Source organism: Carboxylicivirga sp. M1479 (assembly GCF_007097485.1).
GTDB lineage: Bacteria > Bacteroidota > Bacteroidia > Bacteroidales > Marinilabiliaceae > Carboxylicivirga.
This window is the reverse complement of the sequence record NZ_VKDE01000005.1, coordinates 24,594-47,436: the sequence shown is the minus strand read 5'-3', so window position 1 is coordinate 47,436 and position 22,843 is coordinate 24,594. Positions and strand designations below refer to the sequence as shown.

Annotated in this window: 22 protein-coding genes; 15 read left to right on the top strand and 7 right to left on the bottom strand. The window is 37.1% G+C overall.

Annotation, left to right across the window (positions count from 1 at the left end; all coding sequences use genetic code 11):
• Positions 1–104: 104 nt before the first annotated feature.
• Positions 105–1,058 (top strand): methylenetetrahydrofolate reductase [NAD(P)H], encoded by a 954-nt coding sequence (metF, locus tag FNN09_RS05175; protein ID WP_143300426.1) that lies wholly within the window; start codon positions 105–107, stop codon positions 1,056–1,058.
• A gap of 60 nt (positions 1,059–1,118) precedes the next feature.
• On the opposite strand, the gene FNN09_RS05170 is transcribed toward metF, so the two are convergent.
• Positions 1,119–2,531, bottom strand: a complete 1,413-nt coding sequence (locus FNN09_RS05170) for a carbohydrate porin (protein WP_143300425.1) — start codon at positions 2,529–2,531, stop codon at positions 1,119–1,121.
• A 174-nt stretch (positions 2,532–2,705) separates the two neighbouring features.
• Between FNN09_RS05170 and FNN09_RS05165 the strand changes: the two genes are divergently transcribed.
• Complete coding sequence (locus FNN09_RS05165; protein ID WP_143300424.1) at positions 2,706–3,320, top strand: ankyrin repeat domain-containing protein; 615 nt, start codon at positions 2,706–2,708, stop codon at positions 3,318–3,320.
• Here FNN09_RS05165 and FNN09_RS05160 read toward each other — a convergent pair whose 3' ends face one another.
• The 6 genes from FNN09_RS05160 to FNN09_RS05135 form a co-directional block, all read right to left on the bottom strand.
• On the bottom strand, positions 3,321–4,337 hold the full coding sequence (locus FNN09_RS05160) for a glycosyltransferase family 9 protein (RefSeq protein WP_143300423.1): 1,017 nt from the start codon (positions 4,335–4,337) through the stop codon (positions 3,321–3,323).
• A 111-nt stretch (positions 4,338–4,448) separates the two neighbouring features.
• Positions 4,449–4,700, bottom strand: a complete 252-nt coding sequence (gene atpC, locus FNN09_RS05155; protein WP_143300422.1) for an ATP synthase F1 subunit epsilon — start codon at positions 4,698–4,700, stop codon at positions 4,449–4,451.
• 4 nt (positions 4,701–4,704) lie between these two features.
• Positions 4,705–6,213: a F0F1 ATP synthase subunit beta gene (atpD, locus tag FNN09_RS05150; RefSeq protein ID WP_143300421.1), complete on the bottom strand. Its 1,509-nt coding sequence runs from the start codon at positions 6,211–6,213 to the stop codon at positions 4,705–4,707.
• Between the two features lie 34 nt (positions 6,214–6,247).
• Positions 6,248–7,222, bottom strand: a complete 975-nt coding sequence (locus tag FNN09_RS05145; protein ID WP_143300420.1) for a polyprenyl synthetase family protein — start codon at positions 7,220–7,222, stop codon at positions 6,248–6,250.
• A gap of 12 nt (positions 7,223–7,234) precedes the next feature.
• Positions 7,235–9,646, bottom strand: a complete 2,412-nt coding sequence (locus FNN09_RS05140; RefSeq protein ID WP_143300419.1) for an RND family transporter — start codon at positions 9,644–9,646, stop codon at positions 7,235–7,237.
• 70 nt (positions 9,647–9,716) lie between these two features.
• Positions 9,717–10,757 (bottom strand): hypothetical protein, encoded by a 1,041-nt coding sequence (locus FNN09_RS05135; RefSeq protein ID WP_143300418.1) that lies wholly within the window; start codon positions 10,755–10,757, stop codon positions 9,717–9,719.
• A 219-nt stretch (positions 10,758–10,976) separates the two neighbouring features.
• Here FNN09_RS05135 and FNN09_RS05130 point away from each other — a divergent pair, with 219 nt between their 5' ends.
• The 13 genes from FNN09_RS05130 to FNN09_RS05070 all read left to right on the top strand — a co-directional run bounded on the left by FNN09_RS05130 (position 10,977) and on the right by FNN09_RS05070 (position 22,828).
• Positions 10,977–11,489: a YfiR family protein gene (locus tag FNN09_RS05130; RefSeq protein WP_143300417.1), complete on the top strand. Its 513-nt coding sequence runs from the start codon at positions 10,977–10,979 to the stop codon at positions 11,487–11,489.
• 9 nt (positions 11,490–11,498) lie between these two features.
• A complete protein-coding gene (locus tag FNN09_RS05125) occupies positions 11,499–13,217 on the top strand; it encodes a methyl-accepting chemotaxis protein (protein WP_143300416.1) in 1,719 nt (572 codons plus the stop codon).
• Between the two features lie 9 nt (positions 13,218–13,226).
• Entirely contained in the window at positions 13,227–13,547 is a 321-nt protein-coding gene (locus tag FNN09_RS05120) for a hypothetical protein (RefSeq protein ID WP_143300415.1), read from the top strand.
• 15 nt (positions 13,548–13,562) lie between these two features.
• Positions 13,563–13,928, top strand: coding sequence for a response regulator (locus FNN09_RS05115; RefSeq protein WP_143300414.1), 366 nt, complete (start codon positions 13,563–13,565; stop codon positions 13,926–13,928).
• Between the two features lies 1 nt (position 13,929).
• The gene (locus FNN09_RS05110; protein WP_143300413.1) at positions 13,930–14,295 is read left to right on the top strand and encodes an Hpt domain-containing protein; all 366 of its coding nucleotides are present in this window, start codon (positions 13,930–13,932) and stop codon (positions 14,293–14,295) included.
• 12 nt (positions 14,296–14,307) lie between these two features.
• On the top strand, positions 14,308–16,344 hold the full coding sequence (locus FNN09_RS05105) for a chemotaxis protein CheA (protein ID WP_143300412.1): 2,037 nt from the start codon (positions 14,308–14,310) through the stop codon (positions 16,342–16,344).
• 4 nt (positions 16,345–16,348) lie between these two features.
• Positions 16,349–16,795 (top strand): chemotaxis protein CheW, encoded by a 447-nt coding sequence (locus FNN09_RS05100; protein ID WP_185968879.1) that lies wholly within the window; start codon positions 16,349–16,351, stop codon positions 16,793–16,795.
• 6 nt (positions 16,796–16,801) lie between these two features.
• Entirely contained in the window at positions 16,802–17,281 is a 480-nt protein-coding gene (locus FNN09_RS05095) for a chemotaxis protein CheW (protein ID WP_143300410.1), read from the top strand.
• Between the two features lie 9 nt (positions 17,282–17,290).
• Positions 17,291–18,148 (top strand): protein-glutamate O-methyltransferase CheR, encoded by an 858-nt coding sequence (locus FNN09_RS05090; RefSeq protein WP_143300409.1) that lies wholly within the window; start codon positions 17,291–17,293, stop codon positions 18,146–18,148.
• A 26-nt stretch (positions 18,149–18,174) separates the two neighbouring features.
• The gene (locus tag FNN09_RS05085; protein WP_143300408.1) at positions 18,175–19,074 is read left to right on the top strand and encodes a sensor histidine kinase KdpD; all 900 of its coding nucleotides are present in this window, start codon (positions 18,175–18,177) and stop codon (positions 19,072–19,074) included.
• A gap of 11 nt (positions 19,075–19,085) precedes the next feature.
• Positions 19,086–19,562 carry a chemotaxis protein CheD gene (locus FNN09_RS05080; RefSeq protein ID WP_143300407.1) on the top strand — a complete coding sequence of 159 codons (477 nt, stop codon included), beginning with the start codon at positions 19,086–19,088 and terminating at the stop codon, positions 19,560–19,562.
• 257 nt (positions 19,563–19,819) lie between these two features.
• Positions 19,820–20,899: a chemotaxis response regulator protein-glutamate methylesterase gene (locus tag FNN09_RS05075; protein WP_143300406.1), complete on the top strand. Its 1,080-nt coding sequence runs from the start codon at positions 19,820–19,822 to the stop codon at positions 20,897–20,899.
• A gap of 51 nt (positions 20,900–20,950) precedes the next feature.
• A complete protein-coding gene (locus tag FNN09_RS05070; RefSeq protein WP_143300405.1) occupies positions 20,951–22,828 on the top strand; it encodes a PAS domain S-box protein in 1,878 nt (625 codons plus the stop codon).
• The last annotated feature ends 15 nt before the right edge of the window (positions 22,829–22,843 follow it).

Below are 22,843 nucleotides of genomic sequence, written 5' to 3'. Positions count from 1 at the left end.
TATGCTGCACATATCAATTGTCCCAATTGGGTTAGAGTGTATAACCCAGTTGGGTCGTGTTGTATGTTCAAGTAAGCAAATAAGTAACCCTTAAGATATTAAACATGACCGTTGCCGAATTAATTAAATCATCAAAACAAACTGGTTTTTCATTTGAGTTATTGCCTCCTTTAAAAGGTAACAGCATCGATAAGGTGTTTAAAACCATTGAGCAGTTAAAGGAATTTAATCCTTTGTATATTAATATTACTTCGCATCGCGATGAAATGCAGTACAAGGATACGGCCAATGGTTTATACGAACGTAAAGTAACGCGCAAACGTCCTGGAACAGTTGCTGTGGCAGCTTCCATACAGCATAGTTATGGCATAAAAGTGGTGCCGCATATTATCTGTAGTGGCTTTACAAAAAGCGAAACCGAGTATGCGCTCATCGATCTAAATTTTTTGGGGATACACGATATTTTGGTTTTACGTGGCGATAACTCTAGCAAGGAGCGTTTCGCATCGGCTGGTCAGGAAGGTAATGCTTATGCCATTGATTTAGTTAATCAGGTAAATGAGCTCAATACGGGGCAGTTTTTAGACGGTACTTTGCTTGATGCTTTTGATACACCTTTTAGTTACGGCGTGGCCGGATACCCCGAAAAGCATGAGGAAGCACCCAATATGGATTCGGATTTATTCTGGCTGAAGCAAAAGGTGGATGCAGGAGCTGAGTACATTGTAACCCAGATGTTTTTTGATAATGCCAAGTATTTCGATTTTGTAAAAAGGGCTCGTGCCATGGGTATAACTATACCTATAGTTCCAGGTTTAAAGCCAATTACTTTAATGAATCAATTGACTGTGTTACCAAAAATCTTTCATGTGGATATTCCAGAAGATTTTGCAAAAGAAATACGCAAGTGTAAGAACAATGATGAAGTGAAACAGGTAGGCGTAGAGTGGTGTATTCATCAAGCCAAAGAGTTGATACAGCACAATGTGCCCATTCTCCACTTTTATACCATGATGGCAACCAATAGCACACGCAAAGTGGCTGAGGCAATTTATTAAAGCATTCAAAAGGGCAGTCATCCAATTTTGATACTGCCCTTTATAATTTTTAGTTGGGGTTTAATTCCACACCCACCACTCCATTTTAATACCAAAATAATTACCAAAACGACGGTCTCCTACTACTTGTAGGTAAGGAGAATATAATTCATCAGAAGCATATTGATTGTAATACGCGAAAGAGGCTACAAAACGTATTTCTGGGCGCGCCCAAAAGCTTTTATCACCTGTAGGTGTTAAGGTGGGTGCAAAGCTCATTTTAGTAACGTTAGCCCATGGATTATCACCATCCTTGCGTTGCGAATAATGGATATCGGTCAATAATTTAAAGTATTTGCCAAAGCATCGTGAGTTACGCATACCAAGTGTGAAATCTTCCTTTTTATTATAAACAAGATCGCCAAAATAACTTTCTTCCAGACCATTGGTAGCACCTGCTCCTTTACTGTTTGTATAAATGAGATAGGCACTTGTGCTGTTATTTTCGTTATGCTGAATAAAAGCACTGTTAACAATAGAAACCGAGTAGGCTTTTTGGAAATTTAGTTCGTCTAAATTGGGGGCCCCAAAGGTTAAATGAGTGGATGATAAACCACCATCACCTCCATTGGCAATACCTTTTCCTAATCGTGCTGCAAACTCATTTGTAACACCATCAAACCAGTTTATATTTGATTTTAAACGCCCGCCTATGACATAGCCCCAGTCACTTGGGAAATCATATTCTTCAGGTAATAACTCTTCTGAATCTTGTCCTTTACTCATGTAGTGGAATTCAGCTAATGCTGTTAAGGTATTGTTTTCATTAAGATGAAAATCATACTCAAAAAAGCCTTTCATGCGCTGACGTAGCTCAGCCGATGGTGTACCGGTTGCAATGTTAATGTAGAAATAGGGTGGGTAGGTGGTGGTGGTATCTGAAGAAGCAATAAACAAGCCGCCAAAGCGCATGTTTTTATATTCTGCACCAAAGCCTTGACCTGAGTGATCGTTAAAATAAAAGTGATCGGCAATATGTATATCTCCGCCTCGGTATAAGCGTGCTCCTACCCAAACGGTCCAACCCGAACCGCCAATATTTTCGGCTTCGGCATATAATTCGGGCATCACAATGGTTAAACCAGTTGAAGCACCAGTTGACGTGTAGGCCACATGCGTTAAGTCGCGCGAAAAGGCAGATATGCGCATTTGTACATTTATTTTGGTTGGGTCATCGTCACCGGCTGGTTGAAAGTGAAAGGCTGGTGCAATCTCCATGTAATCCTGCTCTTCCATTCTACCTCCAATGGAACCCATACCATTTAAATTAAGGCGCCGTCCTATAGATCCACTTTCTGTAGCTGACCAATCAACACCGGCACGACCGTATGATCCAATTGAAAAGTTTTTATTGCTAACACGCTGGTAGGCAATTTGCGCATTACTCGAAAAGCTTAAAAGTATAAATACGATAGCAACTCCGAAATACTTCATAATTAATAGGTTTATGATGGTTAATTACCCAATTTAAGCAAAAACAAACTAAAATGTAATAGCTATGTGAAATCACAGCTTGTCTTTATTGTTGTTTTATATTTCTTTTTACTTCAATTATGAATTGATACTAAATCAAAAACTTTACTTTCGTTTTAAATTTACAACTAAGGTATGAGAGCAATTTATAAAATTGGATTAGTGTTGATAAGTGTATCAATGGCATCTTGTCAGTCATCAACAAAAAAAAATACAGAGTATAAGGAAACTATCGGCATAGAATCAAGTGCTGAAGTAGAAGCACCAACTATTGATTTAGAATTGTATTTTCAATCGGCTTTAGATGGTAATATTGGACCTGTTGAAGAAGCTATTAAGCAAGGGGTGGATATTGAGGTTAGAGATCAAAATAACTATACTGCTTTAATGTTGGCTGCTTATAATGGTCATCATCATATAATTAAATTATTACTTGATAAGGGGGCTCAAATTGATGCCAAGGAAAACCTTAATCGCACAGCCTTAATGTTTGCCTCTACTGGTCCGTTTGTTCAAGCTGTTGAGTTACTTATCCAATCGGGTGCTGAGGTCAATGCTTTTGATAATCACGAAAACTGGACGCCTGTGATGTTTGCTGCTGGCGAAGGACAACTAGAAGTAGTAAAGCTACTGATTGCAAACGGCGCCGATTTGTCAATGCTCGATACCGATGGTGAATCGTCTTTAGATTTTGCTAAATCAAAAGGGCATACCGAAGTTGCTGCCTACCTGCAAACACAGATGAAATAACTAAACATCAATTGTTTTAGCTACCATACGGGGAGAAATGTCCATAATGCACTTTCTCTCCTCTTTAATTTTACATTTGGTACTACCGTCTTTTGTGCAAGGACGACAAGGAAGATCAACTTCCATAATTTTCATTTTGGGGTTGGAAGGATAACCAAATGCTGTTGGTCCTATAATGGCTTGTCCGGGTTTTTGAAAGAGATCAGCTGCATGTAAAAAGCCCGTGTCACCACTTATTACGTAAGGCGAATGCCAAACGGTGCAAAAGCTTTCCATTAAGGAAGTTTTACCTGCCAGGTTAATAACGCGATCGGGAGCTGCATTTTTAATGTCTTCACAAAACGCATCACCGGGTCCACCCAATACTACAAAATGTAGATTCTTACGAATAGTGACTAACTGTTGCCAATAGTTAACTGGCCAGCGCTTTAATTCCCATGCAGCAGATGGTACTAGGCTTATCCATTTTTGACCTTCTGGAATTTGATTTAAAACCAAATCGGCAATTTTGTCCTCTGTTTCTTTTGGAAAATTCCAATCTTCAAATGGCGTATTAAATTCCGTTACTGCCCATTTTTTAAGCGGATGACGAAATGAATCCAATGCTTTAAATGGTTTAGGTAGCAGGTTAATGCCAAATTTGAAAAGCAACAAACGCTTTAAGCGATCTTTGTGACGCGTAATCAGTTTTGTTTTTCCAATTACATTGCATAAGCCAAAGGGGCATAAAAGCAATTTAAGTATGTTGGAACGAATATTACTATGCGCATCGTATATCAAGTCAAACTTTTGTTTTTTAAGCTTAGAACCGAGCTTAAAAACGCCTGCGAAGCCTTCTTTACGGTCGAAGGACCAAATGGTGTTAATACGAGGATCAATCTTTACTAGCGATTCCATATCGGCCCTTACAACCCAATGTATTTCTGCATCAGGAAATTTGTTTTTTAAACCAGTAACAACCGACATGCATTGGATAATATCTCCAATGGAGCTTAAACGTATAATTAGGATCTTCATATTTCTTGTATCAAGGCAAGTGCCACTGTTTACCTTATTTTGGTGCAAAAGTATAAAAAAAATCCCGACGTAATGCCGGGATTTCAATCTGCTAATATTCTGAAGTAAGCTCTAACTCTTATGAATTAATATGGTTACTTTGTTATTCTCACATTCTAAAACACCACTTTTACAATCGAAAAACTCTTCGTGCCCTGTTTTACCAATCACGCGTATTTTGCCTTCTTTAAGAACCGAAATAATAGGGGCGTGATTTTTTAATAGCGTAAATTGTCCCTTATCGCCAGGTACTGTTACCAAACCAACAGGAGCATCGTAAATGACCTTTACTGGTGTTACTATTTCGCAATACAGATCTTCCATAAGGCTATTTGGCTTGTTCTAGTAAATCTTTTCCTTTGGCAATTGCTTCTTCAATGGTACCAACCAGGTTAAATGCTGCTTCAGGGTATTCATCTACCTCGCCGTTTAGGATCATTTTAAAACCTTTGATGGTATCTTCAATAGAAACAAACACACCTTTAAGACCTGTAAATTGTTCTGCAACATGGAATGGCTGCGACAAGAAGCGCTGAACGCGACGAGCTCTATGCACCACTAACTTATCATCTTCTGATAATTCTTCCATACCAAGAATCGCAATAATATCTTGAAGTTCTTTGTAACGCTGAAGTATTTCAATTACCGCTTGTGCTGTATTGTAATGGTCATCACCTACAATATCAGGTGTTAACATACGTGAAGTTGAATCCAAAGGATCTACCGCCGGATAAATTCCTAGCTCAGCAATTTTACGACTCAATACTGTTTTGGCATCCAAGTGGGCAAATGTTGTGGCAGGTGCAGGGTCAGTTAAATCATCCGCAGGCACATACACAGCCTGTACCGAAGTAATTGATCCATGTTTGGTTGAGGCAATACGCTCTTGTAATGCACCCATTTCCGACGATAGTGTCGGTTGATAACCTACTGCTGAAGGCATACGACCCAATAGGGCTGACACCTCTGAACCAGCTTGAGTAAATCGGAAAATATTATCGACAAAAAGCAGTACATCTTTACCTGTTCCTGTGCCATCGCCATCGCGGAAACTTTCGGCAATGGTTAAGCCTGATAAGGCCACACGAGCACGTGCTCCTGGAGGCTCATTCATCTGACCAAATACCATGGTCACCTGCGATGTATCAAGCGCTTTTTGATCTACTTTAGAAAGGTCCCAACCACCTTTCTCCATATCTTCTTTAAACTCATCGCCATAATTTACAATGCCCGATTCAATCATCTCGCGCAGTAGATCGTTCCCCTCACGGGTACGCTCACCTACACCAGCAAATACCGATAGTCCATCGTGGCCTTTGGCAATGTTATTAATTAGCTCTTGGATTAATACGGTTTTACCTACTCCGGCACCACCAAATAAACCAATTTTACCACCCTTGGCGTAGGGTTCAATCAAGTCAACCACCTTAATACCTGTAAAAAGTATCTCAGCTTGTGTTGATAAATCTTCGAAAGCAGGAGGATCTCTGTGAATTGGACTTCCGCCATCTTTGCTTACGTTGCCAATACCATCAATGGCATTTCCAACAACATTTAACAGGCGACCTTTTACATTTTCACCAGCAGGCATGGTAATAGGGCTACCCAAGTGAGTAACCTCAATACCTCGGTGCAAGCCGTCGGTTGAATCCATAGCGATGCATCGGATTGTATTTTCGCCAATATGCTGTTGGCACTCAATGATGATTGAAGGATGACCTTCGCGCTTAATTTCTAAAGCGTCTAAGATACTTGGTAACTCCTGATCGTTTAAATCAAAGCTAACATCTACTACAGGACCAACAATTTGAATGATGGTACCAACCAATTTTTCCATATTCTGCGTATTATTCTCGCGTTGTTAATGTTCCTTATCGGGAACGCTCAATCAGCTTAACAGCAAACTGACGAAGTTCTTCTTTCATACTGTCCCGTCCTTCAACTTCATTAAGAGCTGCAATGGCTTTATCAAAATAGTAGTTCATCTTATTTCTGGCTAACTCATCTACTTTAAGTGAGTTATAAATATTACGAACGGCTTCTATTTTTTCGTCATTATTAAAATCTACAGCATTAATCCAAGTTGACAAGTCGTTTTGTAATGAACCCGACGCCAATTGTAACGCATTAAGTAGTAAAAATGTTTTCTTGTTGGCCACAATATCGCCACCAATTGCTTTTCCAAACGTTTCAATGTTACCGTAAACGTCTAAAAAGTCATCTTGCAACTGAAAAGCAAGGCCAATATTTTCGCCAAATTGGTATAATAATTCGGCATTTTTATCATTAGCTCCACCAAGTATAGCGCCTGTTTTAAGACTGGCAGCGAGCAGCACAGCTGTTTTTAAGCGAATCATTTTAAGGTAGTCATCTACCTTTACATCGTCGCGATTTTCAAACTCCATATCGTACTGCTGACCCTCGCATACTTCAATGGCCGTTTGGCTAAAAATATCCAATACCTTTTTTAGGTAAGCACCATCAATTTCAGTTGCGTATTGGTATGCTTTTATCAGCATGGCATCGCCTGATAGGATACCAGTATTTTCGTCCCACTTTTTATGAACCGTTGGTTGGTTACGACGAACATCGGCATTATCCATTATGTCATCGTGTAACAAAGTGAAATTATGGAATATCTCTAAGGATAAGCTGGGTTTAACAGCTTTGCTAATATCATCGGAAAATAAATAGCAGCCTGCCAAGCATAGAGTTGGGCGTATGCGTTTACCACCCATTGCCATTACATATTCAATGGGCTCGTATAAGCCTACTGGCTCAGTTACAAACTGCTGATTGCTTAGTTCTTGTTCAACAATTTTCTGAAGGTCTGATATCTTATACATAGGATCTGTGTGTTATTCTGATTTTAGCTGCTTTTTATTCTCTATTTTTAATTCTTCCAATTCAATGTCCTCATCCTCATCGTAAATATGTAACAAAGGCTCTTTAAACGATTGATTGGTAATCGATTTTTCGAGTGTTAAAAGTAATGATGGTAGTAAAATAAGGTTTGAGCAAAGTGCAATTAACAGTGTAATGGCAACTAAAATACCCAGTGCAACGGTACCGCCAAATTGAGAAACACTAAAAATGCCAAAGCCAAAGAATAGAATAATGGATGTGTAAATCATACTTACGCCAGTTTCTTTCAATGCCAAAACAACAGCGGCGCGTATACTCCAATTGGTCTCAGATAATTCTTGTCGGTATTTGGCCAAATAGTGAATGGTGTCATCAACACTTATACCAAAGGCAATACTAAAAACAAGAATGGTTGAAGGCTTAATTGGAATGTTGAAAAAGCCCATGAGGGCAGCTGTCATAATAAGTGGGAATATATTTGGAATTAGCGACACCAATACCATACGCTTAGATGAAAACATCCACGCCATAAATGATGCAATTAGTATAACAGCTAATAATAAACTCGTGAAGAGGTTACGCACCAAATAATCAGTTCCTTTAAAAAATACAACACTGGCCCCTGTTAATGAGGTGTAGTATTTTTCACTTGGAAAAACTTTGGTAATGGTTTCTCTAATTTTTTCATCCAGTATAGCCATTTCTGTTGTGCCAACATCTTTCATTCTAAAGCTTAAGCGAGCACGCTGCTTGGTAGAATCGATAAAAGTGGTAATTAAACCATTATCAGCAGCACCCTCCGCATTGCTTCGGTTTACATACGAAAGGATGAAATTACGCTCTTGCATACTCGGTACTTTGTAATGGCTTTCTTTTCCATTATAAAAGGCCTGACGAGCAAATTTTACCACTTCAACCATCGATAGTGGGTGTGAGATCGCATCAAATTCCTTTAACTCTTCCTGAAGCTTATCCATTCGTTTTAGGTTGCTACCACTTATGGCTCCATTGGGCTTCTTAGTGTCAATCATTAGTTCCAATGGCATTAATCCATTAAAGTTCTCTTCAAAAAACTTAAGATCGACATATAAAGGATCATGATGCGGAATATCATCCAGCATGTAGCCTGTGGTTTTAATATTGGCTATGCCAATAATACCCAATACTAACATGGTGCCGGCCACCCAATAAACTTTGGTACGATGGTTAAGCGATATTTTAACCAAGCCGTTTACTGCATTGCCAATTAGCTTATTATCGAGGTGATTAAGATGACGTTCTTTTGGACCATCTAAAAAGCTAAAGATGATAGGAATTAATAGAATTGATAAGATAAATACCACCATGATATTGATAGCAGCAATAACACCAAACTCAACCAAAATTTTACTACTGGTAAATATAAAGGTGGCAAAGCCCGATGCAGTTGTTAAGTTTGTTAAAAAAGTAGCATTTCCAATTTTGCGAATAACGCGTTGTAGGGCTTTTATTTTGTTTTGATGTTTTCGATATTCCTGATGGTATTTGTTGAGTAGAAACACGGAGTTAGGGATGCCAATCACAATAATGAGGGGTGGTATCATTCCTGTTAAGATGGTTATTTTATAACCAAACATGGCCTGAATACCTAGTGCCCAGATAACAGCGATACCAACCACCAGCATGGAGAACATAACCACCTTAAATGAACGGAAAAACAGGAAGATAATTAGTGCTGTAATGCCTAAGGCAAGGAAAATAAACATATTTAACTCACGCTTAATCATTTCGGCAGTTACTACGCGTATATATGGTAGTCCCGAGAAGTGTAGTTCGCGCTTGTGTTTTTCAACAAATTGTTGGCCTACTTCTTGAATTTCACTAACAAGCTTAACGCGTTTTTTACTGTGTAAAATATCGTCATCTAAGGAGATAGCTAATAGAAAAGCATCTTGATTATCATTATATAACAATTCCTTGTAAAAAGGTAAACTATAAAACACATTCTTAAGCGAATCAAGTTCGGTTTGGTAGTTTACTTTATTTGGAAATATTGGACTGATCTCAAAATGTTTTTCTTTCGTGTTTTTCTTGAGGTTATAGGATTGCCCTACAGAAAAAACCGAAGTAACACCTTTTATTTCCAGCAGCGATTCAGAAAACTCTTGCCAGGCATTAAAGTCATTCAGTTCGAAAAAATCCTCGTTTTGAACCCCAACAATAACCATGTTTCCTTCGTTGCCATAGATGCTCAGAAATTCTTGGTATTCCACATATGTTGGATCGTCCTCAGGAAGTAATGGAGCATACTGGTAAGACATTTCTATGCGCCTTGACATGATGCCCATGAAAGCAGTTACTAAAAATAAAGCAACTAAAATGGCAATTCGGTTACGTAATATAAAGCGTGCTATATTAATCCACATCGGTTATTCTTCTCCTTTTATTAATGTGCAAAACTAGGGAAAAAGGGTGTTATCAGCAATTGTAGTTCTATTAGTCGACAGCGACTTTTATGTCCATGTTGAATAGGTAATTACTGTCTTTAAATATGACTGTAGAATCAGACTTAAGCATGGATCTCAACGTTTTTTCAAATGCGCTAATTTCCACTTTGTCATTCAGATTAATTCGAACTTCTCTTATCTGCTTATCTACTTTAAGTCCGCATGCTTCTATTGTTTTTTCCATTTGCGATGTGGCTTCTTTTAGCTGGTCGTTAATGGATGATTCACTTTTAAGCTTTAGCTGGCCAATTAGTAACAAGTTTAAACCAGGCAAATAACAGCTGTTCGTTTCAAGTTCTTTTGAGTTATTTCCTTTGTTAAACTGAGCTACTGGAAAGCCATCTTTATTAGCAGCTATAAAATCGATTTGGTATCCTCCGAATTTAACCTCGTTAACAGATTGTAACGGATATCCATGTCTAAATAAATTGGGATCGAAATATAAAGAACGAACTTCACTTAAAGTTTGAGAATTAGTCCATCCTGTTGTCACATCAACTTTATCGCTGCTTAAATCCTCGATGTAATTTATTTGATGAGCAATATGCCCAAAATGCATTTCTTCATGATCCAGTAGCTGCTCAGCAAAATCAATAGATAATTGAATATTTCTGAGCATTGTATCATCGTCGTTAAACAAGATGCCTCCTGAAATAAGTACTTTCTCTCCATTAGCATCAAGTGTTACATAATGGTGCTTCTGAAATTCTTTGTAATTAATTGTTACTGATGAGCTATCGACCATCGTAAAATACAAAATGCTCTCTTCCTCATTGTTACCAGGCTCTTGAGCTACAATTGTATTAGCTGGTATTTTTGTTTTGAATACCTGGCCAAGGCTTGATTGAAAACAGGTGTTACAAGATAGGTACTCTTCATTATTACTGTAGGGTACAAAACATTCTACTTTAACAATTGAATCTATTGAGATGGATAAATCGCTTAAGAACAAAGAAATTTCTTGAGCTAAATCTTTATTTTTATCAACAAATAATAATTCAGATGGAACCTTTAATGAAGCGTATTTCATTATTTAATATGTTATTTGGCAGTTGTGTTTCTTAAAAATAAGCGATTAAGAGTGGGGAAAAGTTGCGACAAAGTTAATTGAATTGCCTCAAAAATAATGAATACAAGAACCTTTCTTTTCCTTTAAAAATCAAAAATAATGACGCAAAAAGAAACTTAATAGCGTTAAGTGCGTACCAAATGCCATTAAGATGTTGAATTATTGTAGGACAGATTTATTATGAAAAAGGTTTTGTTTTTTATGGCTTTGATGCTTTTACCATTAGCGGCTCAGTCGCAGGTGGCAAAGTTTAAGTCAGTATTTACTTTAAGTTTCATCAGGCATATTGGGTGGACTGAGTCAGCAAAAAAAGGTGACTTTGTTATTGGAGTTGTGCGTGATAGAGAGATTGCCGATTGGATGACAAAGTTATCTGCAGGCAAAAAATTTGGTTTTCAAAATGTTGTAATCAAGGAGTTTAAATCACCTGAAGAGGTGGTAGACTGCCAGGTTGTTTATGTGTCGTCTAACGTTAATTTTAGTAAGCACGCATCAACAATTGTTAATAAAGTTAACGGTGGTAGTACTCTGATAATAACAGAGTCAGAGGGAGCTTGTGGTTCAGGTTCGATGATAAACTTTGTTGTTAGAGATGATAAACTTAAATTTGAGATCCACAAAAGCAACGCAGCTAAGTTTGGTTTGCAAGTTAGCTCTAAGCTTGAAGGGATGTCAAATGCAATTAGCTTATAAGAAGTAATCATGAAAAACATCAAACTTAATATTGCTCAAAAATTACTAGCCGGTTTCGGTATTATTCTTTTACTTATTATTGTACAGGGTGTTTGGAGCTTTTCAACCTTGACGAGTAGTAAGAATAAGAACCGCGAATTAACTGAGATTTACTCTCCATCGTCTGAGAAACTTAATGGATTAAGTGACTTAGTGATTGACACAAAAATGTTGATAAGGAGTTGGGTGTTTATCGATATTCAAACTGATACTCCAGATAAGATTTACCTAAAAGAACTTCACTCGAAGGAGTTTCCGCAAATTAAGGAGGAATTACTTGCCTTAAGTAAGCAGTGGAAAGATCAAGAGGATGTTGATAGATTAAGTCATATATTCCATGATGTTGATTCTTTATTTGAGATACAGCAATATGTTATGAGTAGCCTTAATTCATTCGAAGCTTATGAAGATGTAATGATTAAGTTTGATACTGAGGATAAGGTTCAGGATGGTGGCGAAATAATTACTTTAACTGGTGAAGTTGATAACTTGATAAAAGAGTTAGCAACTAAATATGACGACGCAACTAAAGAGGCTTTAAATGAAAGTAATGGTAGTTTTACTGTATTGCAGTATGTTATTATTATTATGAGTTTATTGGTGATAATTGGAGCATTAGGAACTGCTTATATTTTATATAACACAATTGTAGTGCCACTAAATAAAGGCGTTACATTTGCACAATCAATTGGCGATGGTGATTTAACTGCTACAGTTGATGTTGATCAAAACGATGAAATTGGTGCTTTAGCTAAAGCATTGGTTAGTATGGCCAATAACCTAAAATCAACGGTTAATACGATTAAGTCAAATGCCAACGATTTGGTTACTTCAAGTACGCAGCTTAAGTCAAGTTCATTGCAGCTGTCAAAAGGTTCTGCTGATCAAGCTGCTTCAGCCGAGGAGGTTTCAACTTCTATTGAAGAGATGGTAGCCAACATTGATCAAAACACCGATAACTCTGTTCAAACAGAGAAGATTACTGTAGAAACAGCTAAAGATGTTGGTGTTGCTGATGAATTATCATCACAAGCAGCTAATGTTATGAAGACTGTATCTGAAAAGATTACAATTATTGGTGATATTGCATTTCAAACGAATATATTAGCGCTTAATGCAGCTGTTGAAGCAGCACGTGCTGGTGAGCATGGTCGAGGTTTTTCTGTTGTTGCTGCCGAGGTTCGGAAGTTAGCTGAGCGAAGTAAATCAGCTGCTGATGAAATTGTTTCCTTGGTAAAAACTGGTTTAAAAGTATCAACAGAAGCTGGTGAAAAATCCAAAGCATTAGTTCCGGATATTGAGAAAACAACTCAATTAATCAAGGAAATTTCTGCAGCGAGTATGGAGCAAAAAACTGGTGCTGAGCAAATTAATTTAGCTATGCAACAGTTAAATATGATTACTCAGGAAAATGCTTCTTCTTCGGATGAATTAACACAGAGCTCTGACCAGTTAGCTGATTTAGCTGATAACTTAAATGATGCGATAAGCTACTTTAAGGTGGATGCAGAGGACCTTAAAAAAGGGAAAGAAAAGCCAGCTAAAGTAGAAAAAGTAAAAAGTGAAGCACCAAGGGCTGCTGCCAAAAAAGAAGTGGCAAGTAAACCGGTTGAGCGTAAAAAACAAACAGAAAATCCATTCTCAAATTTTGATAAGGATTTTGATTTAGATAATTACGAGAAATTCTAAGGTATTACAATGGATAATTTACCATATACAGTCATTTATGACGAGTTACCCGAAAAGTCGATTCTTCGATTTTCGGGTCAACTTATCATTAATCATATCGAAAAAATTACAGAGGCCGTTAACAAGCTTATAAACGTTAACAAGAATTTGCAAATTGAAGTAGATAACCCCGAAAGTGTGGATGTAACTTATATTCAGCTATTGTTGGCTATTAAAGCAACACTATCGGCCAATGGTAAGTCCACCGAAATTAATGCCGAGTTAAAAGAAGAGATTCAAACTCTGATTAAAAACTCTGGATTTCAATACGTACTTAAGCAATCAAATTAACTAGAATATTATATTATGGCTAAAACAGTTCTCATCGTTGATGATTCAGAAAGTATCCGCGAAGTAGTCAACTTTACCCTACAAAATGAGGGTTATGAGGTATTAGTAGGTGTCGATGGAGAAGATGCTCAACAATTTTTGGATGGCAGAACTATTGACATTGTTATCACTGACTTGCACATGCCTAATCTTGATGGTTTAGGATTAATCCGCAAGATTAGAGAGATTGATGCTTATAAGCATATTCCTATTTTATTTTTAACAACGGAATCTCAAGCATCTAAAAAAATGGAAGCAAAACAAGCCGGTGCAACAGGATGGATCATTAAGCCATTTGTTCCAGCTAAGTTGTTAAGCGCAATTACTCGTGTCTTAAGGTAAGATGGACGTTAAGAATATTTTTATCAAAGAAACATCTGATAATTTAGCTGTTCTTGAGCAAGAGCTTGTTGCCCTCGTTCAGCCCTCTAAGAGGGCTCTCGAGATAGTAATTAGAACCATGCATAATATTAAAGGAACAGCACCAATGGTGGGGTATAATACATTACCAATTATTGCCCAACCAATTGAAAAGGCTTACAACAAGGCCTTAAGTAGTGGTGAAGATATCGACCATACCATGGTTGATAAAACAATTCATGCAGTTTCGATACTTAAAGATTTATTAATAAGTGAAGAAGCGCATACACCACAAACAAAAGAAGAACAGAAGGTTTTGGTAGACTATTTTAACAGCATCAACGGTTAAAAGCAGAAGCAAATGATTGATAGGTTTAAAGCAAAATTTGTAGAAGAGTCGAATGACAACGTTCATGACTTAGAAGAGGCGTTGTTGCTTCTTGAAAAAGATACGAGCAATAACGAAATTATTGAACGTATTTTTAGAGCAATGCACACGATTAAGGGTGGGGGAGCAATGTTTGGCTTTAATCAGTTAAGCGAGTTTACACATCATCTTGAGACTGTTTTCGACCTGATACGAAACAATAAGCTTGCTATTAACGATGATATAATATCACTTACCTTTGAGTCAATTGATCACATTAAGCACATGCTTGAAATGGGCGATGTTGACGATCAGGACGAACTAGATAATCAAGCCGCATTTATTCAGCGCGTTCGACGTGTTTCAAATAGCGAAAGTGATACTCCGCAGGTAAAGCCAAGCACTGGCCAAGCACCGGTAATAAAAAATGATGGTACTAAAACATATTTAATTGGCATCAAGCCCAATGAGGAGATTTTGCGTAATGGTACCAATCCTTTTTATTTGTTGGATGATTTGCATGCAATGGGTGAAGCCAAAGTGGTAGCGTTGCATACCAATGTACCAGCTTTAAGTAATTTTAAACCAATTAACAGCTACTGTCATTGGCAAGTGGTACTTAACACTAACGAAACCATCAACGAAATAAAAGATGTATTTATTTTTGTTGAAGATGAATGTGAAGTTAGTATAGACGAAATTGGCGAAGGCAACTTACTTTCAACTGAAGCTATTGGTAAATACATCGACATCGCTTCTGAGCAGCAAAAAGTACTTAGTAAAGTAGATTTAGTAGCACTATCAAATACTGCGACTGGTGCTGCAAAAAAAGAAATCAAAAAGAAGGTACAGTTAAAAGAGCATAAGATTTCTAGTATCAGGGTTAATTCAACAAAAATTGATGAATTAGTAAACTTGGTTAGTGAGTTGGTAACGATTCAAGCTCAGTTAAACTTATTTGCCGAAAATGACGGCAACCCTGCTGTTTTAGCCTTAGCAGAGAATATTCAAAAATTAAGTCGCCAATTGCGCGATAATGCATTTTCAATTAGTCTGATACCACTACAGAGTGAGTTGATGCGTTTTCAGCGCCTGGTGCGAGATTTATCAAAAGAGCTTGATAAGGAAATAGAGTTTGTTATTGAAGGTGGAGATATTGAGCTGGATAAGAACATTATTGAGCATTTGACTGATCCATTAATGCACATCATACGTAACTCTGTCGATCATGGTATTGAAATGCCCGATGAGCGTGTTAAAAATGGGAAGTCGCCAAAAGGAACAATCGTTTTCAAAGCATATTATTCAGGAGCCAGTGTGATGGTCGAAGTCATGGATGATGGTAAAGGTATTGATCCTGAATTTATCCGAAATAAAGCCATTAGCAAAGGATTAATTGATTCCAAGACTGAATTAAGCCGTAAAGAAATATTTGAGTTGGTATTCCTGAGTGGATTCTCAACCAAAGAAGAAGTAACAGATGTATCTGGCCGTGGTGTGGGTATGGATGTTGTGAAAAAGAAAATTGGTGAAATTCGTGGTGAGGTATCTCTCGACTCAGAAATGGGAAAAGGAACCACCTTAACACTTGAACTACCAATGACCTTATCAATTATCGATGGTTTATTGGTTGATGTTTCTAAAAATCAATACGTAATTCCATTGTCGAGTATTGAGAAGATATTTGCACTTGATACTGTTTCCTTTGGTAAAACATTTAATCATGTTGTCAATATTGACGATAACCAATATCCATTTATTGATTTACGTGAAACCTTTGAGCAGGAATTAACTAATAAAGGAACTGAACAGTTGATATTAGTTAAATATGAAGATAGAAAAGTCGGTTTGTTGGTAGATCAGGTAATTGGTGAATATCAAACCGTGGTTAAGCCGCTGGGGCGTTTCCTTAAAAAGCAGGAAAATATTTCAGGTGCTTCTATAATGGGTGACGGTACAATTGCCATGGTAATTGATACCAATCGCTTAATCCATAACAACGCCACCAAGAAATACCGAACAAAGAATTAAGATGATGAAAGAACAGATGACGTCCATTATATCGTTTTTAATTAATAACGAAGTATTTGCTTTCGATACGCTAAAGGTTCGAAGTATTCTGGAGTTTGATAAAGTAACTTTGGTACCAAATACGAAAGAATATTTGCTGGGAGTAATCAATCTTCATGGTAATATTATTCCAATTGCCGATTTAAGGGTGATGATGGGAGTAGAGGATGTTGTAAACAATGTTGATACGGCTATAATTGTTGTTTCTGATGATGATAAAACGGATTCATTAATCGGATTGGTTGTTGATGGAGTAAAGGAAGTTTTTGACCTTGATGAGTCAGAAATACGTGAGTCGGTTATGAACGGAAATACCGGATTGGTACACGCGTTTAGCGGATGTATCCATCAAAATGATGAGTTTGTTCACATCATTGATTTAAAAGAAGTTGTACAAGAAATTGAAAAATAGATAAGGATGAGTCAGGAAGTTAATGCATATCTTACTTTTTCGATTGGTGATAACCTGTTTGGTATTCATGTAGAAAAGGTGATTGAGATAAAGGAGTATACTCAACCTAAGGCAGTACCAGAAAGTATGGCCTATGTAAAGGGTGTAACTGACCATCGCGAACAAATAATACCGGTTGTAGATGCAGCAGCTAAGTTTAATTTAGGGCAGATTGAAATAACGCCTCAAAGCTGTATCGTTGTTTTAGATATAAATAAAGCCGATGGTTCAGGAATCATGAGTGTTGGTGTTTTGGTTGATAATGTGTCCGATGTGTTTGAAGCTGATGAAAGTAAACTTAGAGCCATCGATAACGATTATAAGCCAGGGTATATTTTATCATCGTACCAAAATAATGATGATCTTATAATGATCTTAAACGCCGATAAAATCTTTAGCGAAACAGATATTATTAGTATCGGCGAAATAATGAATGCTGTAAAATAAATTGAATACATGTTTACAGCTAATAATAAAGATAAAGAATTAGATGCATTTAAGGCTGAATTGTCTGATAAAGACTTCCAGGCTTTTAGTGACTTTATTTATAACGAATATGGTATTAAAATGCCTCCTGTTAAGCGCGTAATGTTGCAGGGTAGGTTATTAAAACGTATTCGAGAGCTAAATATGAATTCATACTCTGAGTATAAAGAGTATTTTTTTAGTAAAGACGGGCAGAAGAAAGAGATATTTAATTTTCTGAATGTAGTAACGACTAATAAAACAGATTTCTTTCGCGAACCAGTTCATTTCGATTTTTTGCGAGATGAAGTATTGCCCCAACATCAAGGTAGTGGCTTTTTTAAGGTATGGAGTGCAGGTTGTTCAAGTGGCGAAGAACCGTATACCATTTCTATGGTGCTTAACGAATACAAGAAAAGCAATGTGAGCTTTAATTTTTCTATCCATGGATCTGATATCTCCAATAAAGTACTGTCAAATGCAGCCAAGGGAGTATATGGAGAAAGTAAAATTGCCCTGCTACCATTAGAATTGAAAAAACGCTATTTTTTGAAAAGTAAAGACAGGATGAATCCCACTGTAAGGGTAAAGCCCGATTTGCAACGAAATCTAGTGCTAAAGCATGTCAATTTAATGGATAATCATTACGATATGAATGAAACGTTCGATGTGATATTTTGTCGTAACGTATTAATCTATTTCGATAGAGCCACACAGGAAAAAGTGATAAGTAAATTATGCAATTACTTGCGCCCAGGAGGAATCTTTTTTATTGGTCACTCCGAGTCATTATCAGGAATGAATGTGCCGTTGGAACATATAAAACCAACAATTTTTAGAAAAATATAAATAGTCCGGAATATAAAAAATTAATTATGAGCAACTTGTCTGACAAACAACTTTTACGTGAACTCAGGTTACGACTTGAAGAAAGGAAAAAGTTAGATAATGAGATGAAAGAATTGTCTAAGGATTTTCAGAGTGTGACTAAAAAGCTGAAAGAATCTGAGGCATTAAAGAGTCATTTTATCTCAAATATCTCTAACGAAATAGTCAACCCATTTACCTCTATTCTTGGTTTATCTAAAGCGATTCTTTCGGTTGAGAAAAACGACTGGAAAAAGGTTGTTTCAATGGTTGCACTAATTCATAGTGAAGCATTTAACCTTGATTTTCAGTTGCGTAATATTTTTGTAGCGGCTAAAATTGAAGCAGGTGAAATTGCTCCTAATATTACAAAAGTCAACATTCGTAGCCTTGTGCAAACAGTGGTTGACGCTTTCAATATCATCTCTCGAAAAATGGGTATTGATATTAAAGTTGAGTTTAATATAGAACACGGATTTGGCAAGAACTTCTATTTTAAAACCGACTCAGAAAAGCTGAAGTTAGTTTTAAGTAACTTGCTTAATAATGCACTTAAATACAGTTATAAAGATAGTCAGGTGATCCTAAAAATGTGGGTCGACGAAGATATCTTACATGCTTCGGTACAGGATTTCGGAACGGGTATATCAGAAAAGAATCAGAAGATTATTTTTGAACGATTCAAGCGTTTAGACTCAGGTATTAATTCAATTAACCGAGGTCATGGTTTAGGCTTATCAATCACTAAAGCGTTATTAGATGTACTAGGTGGTGATATTGATATCAAGAGTCAAAAAGGCGAAGGTTCAATATTCTCAATTGCACTTCCAGAGGCACGTAACATTGTTGAAGGATTTAGTGGTGACGGTAATGACGTATTCTTTGATGACGATGATGAGATTTTTTAAGACAATGATAGATGGAAAATAGATATTTACAACATTTTCTATACCCCTCTTCACTGTTTGTTGGCAAAGAGCCGTATGTTATCAAAACCATACTAGGAAGCTGTGTAGCCATTTGTCTATGGGATAAAAAGCTTAAAATTGGTGGTATGAACCACTATATGCTTCCCAACTGGAATGGAAACGATTTGGCATCACCAAAATATGGGAATATCGCCATCGATAAATTGGTAGAGCGCATGCTTTACCTTGGGAGCGATATAAAAGATTTGCAAGCCAAAATATTTGGAGGAGGTGAGCTGCTTGAGTCAGCCACTGGTAACTCCAATATGATTGGAGAGCGAAACATAAGAGTTGCTCGATTAATGTTGGAAGAGAAGAAGATTCCAATAGTAGCATCAAGCACTGGTGGAAGAAGGGGGCGGAAGATCATTTTTTTTAATGATACAGGAGAAGTCAGGCATAAGTTTCTTGAAAAAAAGGTATATTAAACCTGTTATAAAATAGCTGAACCATTAGTAGGTTTAGCTTTTATAAATGTTGACAGGGTTTAGTGGAGTGTAAAGAGATGAAGCGGAGGATGTTCAATATATTTAATGAACATTTTTGCATAGTAAATCGGGTATTCTGAAATTGAATATTATTACAACTATTGCTCGTAATGCTTATTAACATTCATGAATTGCATTAAAGAATGATTAATAAACAATGTACGTAAGTAGTAATAATTGACTTTAAAATTGAAGACATGAAAAAAAAGGTTCGAGTATTAGTTGTTGATGATTCTGCGGTTGTCAGGCAGAGCTTGTCTTCTATCCTTGAATCTGATCCGGGCATTGAAGTAATGGGAACTGCTGCAGATCCTATTATTGCAGTAAAAAAAATCATGAAAGAAATTCCCGATGTTATTACGCTCGACATCGAAATGCCACGCATGGATGGATTAACATTTTTGCGAAAAATAATGTCGCAACATCCAATTCCAGTTGTGGTTATATCTAGTTTAACAACTGAGGGTACCGAGGTAGCAATGAAAGCCTTGGAGTATGGAGCCAGTGAAATAATTGGTAAACCTGCTATGAATGCCGCTCAATTTATCAATGAATCTAAAATTATGCTTTGTGATGCTGTTAAAGCGGCCTCACAAGTAAAGCTTAAGCGACGTAAAATTGCGTCTCCCGTTGCGCAGCCAACAGTTAAGCCAAAGTATTCTGCCGATGTTATTTTAAACAAAGCATCTAGCTTCAAGCAAATTATTGATACCGATAAAATTATTGTTTTGGGAGCGTCAACAGGTGGCACTGAAGCAATTCGTAATTTTCTGAAAGCATTGCCAAGTAAGGTGCCTGGTATTGCCATTGTGCAACACATGCCCGAAGGTTTTACCAAGTCATTTGCCAATAGTTTAAATAATATTTGTGGTCTTGAAGTTAAAGAAGCTGAAAACGGCGATAAATTATATCAGGGCAGAGTATTAATAGCGCCTGGTAGTAAACATATGCTTTTAAAACGAGTAGGTAAAGAGTACATGGTTGAAGTAAAAGAGGGGCCCTTGGTCAATCGTCATCGACCATCGGTTGATGTATTATTCCGTTCTGCTGCACGTTATGCAGGTAATAATGCAACCGGCTTTTTGTTAACAGGCATGGGTAACGATGGTGCAAAGGGCTTACTTGAGCTGAAAGAATCTGGTGCACATACTGTTGCGCAGGATGAGGCTTCATCCGTAGTTTTTGGAATGCCTAAGGAGGCAATTAAATTAGATGCAGCCGACAAAATTTTACCCTTGGATAGGATGGCATCCTACCTTGTCTCCCGACTGGGTTAAGAATATTTATTACTTTTAGTGATCGACTATTTTTTATAAGAATTAAATAATATGGCAAAGGTTAATATTAAGAATATCAGAAGCAGATATACTTTACGAGGATTTATGCTCGGTATTATTATTTATTTACTGACTATAATTTCGAGTACCAGTATTTTTGAACATGTTAACCAACCAGTAACCTTTTATAATCTATATAGGTTTTTCCCAGGTTTATGGTTTATAACATTTTTGCCTTTTATCACAGCTTTTGCTGGATATATAATATCAGGTAATTTTGCCTTTTTTATACGTAAGCAGCGCAAGCATATTAAGCAAGAAGCTAGTAAGAGCGAAACAGTACTTGAGTTTGTTGAAAATTTACGTCAGGATAATTTCGAGTCAGATCTTAACCTTAATCAACGTAAGGATAAATTAGCACAATCGTTATTGCGTTTGCGCGATTACCTGATCAAGAGTAAAAAGGACGAGGAGCAAAGACGAATTGAAGAAGAGCAACGTACTTGGGTGACTCAGGGTTTAGCTCATTTTGGTGAGCTCTTGCGTAAAGAAAATGATAATATTGAAGACTTAAGTTACAACATTATCAGATATTTGGTTGATTATATGAAAGTCAACCAGGCAGGTTTTTATCTCTTAAATACAATTAATAATACAGATAGGTACTTTGAGCTAACAGCCTGTGTGGCCTACGATCGCAAAAAGTTTACTGATAAACGCATTAACTGGGAAGAAGGTCTGGTTGGTCGTTGTGCTTTAGAAAAGCAAACCATCCATTTAACTGATATTCCGAACGATTATTTAAATATCACTTCTGGTTTGGGTGAAGCCAATCCTCGTTCGATATTAATTGTGCCGCTAAAAACCAACGACGAGATTTATGGTGTATTGGAAATGGCATCCTTTAAGGAATTTCCGGAATTTGAAGTGGAATTTGTTGAGAAAATAGCGGAGAGTATTGCCTTAACAATATCATCGGTACAAAATACTATTCGTACTACAAAGCTGCTAAAAGAAACGCAGAATCAGGCTGAACGCATGCTTCAACAAGAGGAAGAGTTGCGTCAAAACCTGGAAGAGATGCAAGCTACGCAGGAAGAGAGTGACAGACGTGAGGTGGAGATGAAAGGTATATTGGAAGCCATTGAACATGCCGCTATTAGTGCAGAGTTTGAAACTGATGGTACTTTAATTAATGTCAATCAAAACTTCTTAAGAACGTTTAGATATAACCCTGAAGAAATTGAAGGGCAAAATATTAAAATCTTTACTTTTAAAGATGATGTGGACGAGATGGAGCAGATTTTAACGGATTTGCGTAACGGACATAACTTTAAAGGTCGAGTACGTCGTCGTACTAAAATGGGCGACGAAGTGTATTTATTAACTACCTACACGCCGGTAATTGATCACGAAGGTGAGATCATTAAAATTTTAAGCCTGGAGAATGATGTGACCGAACAAGTGAAGATGGAAGAAGAGATGAAGCACAGTAAAGATGAGCTTGGTGTCTTATTAGAAGAAGCCAAGCAAGAAATTACTGAGCAGTTCAAAGAGGTGGAGGCAGTTAAAATTCGTAACGAAAAAACACTAGAAGGGGCCTTGGATGCTATCCTTACAACCAATCAGGAAGGTATAGTTGAGTTCTTTAATGTTGCAGCTGAAAAGCTTTGGGGTTACGAAAGAAGCGAAGTTTTAGGTCAGCATGTTTCGATGTTATTTGCCGAAGGTACTATAGCCAACGATGAGTTTATTTCTGCTTTTGTGTCTAACGATAAAGCAAAAATATCAGGTGAACGACGTGAGGCTCCTATCAAAAATAAAGTGGGGAACGAAGAATTTGTTTTATTCCTATTGTCTGAAGCAGAAGTTGGTGGAGATCATTCTTATACTGCCTTTATTCAGCAGGTTGAGGTTGAGTTGTTTTAAGTGAGTTAACGAAAG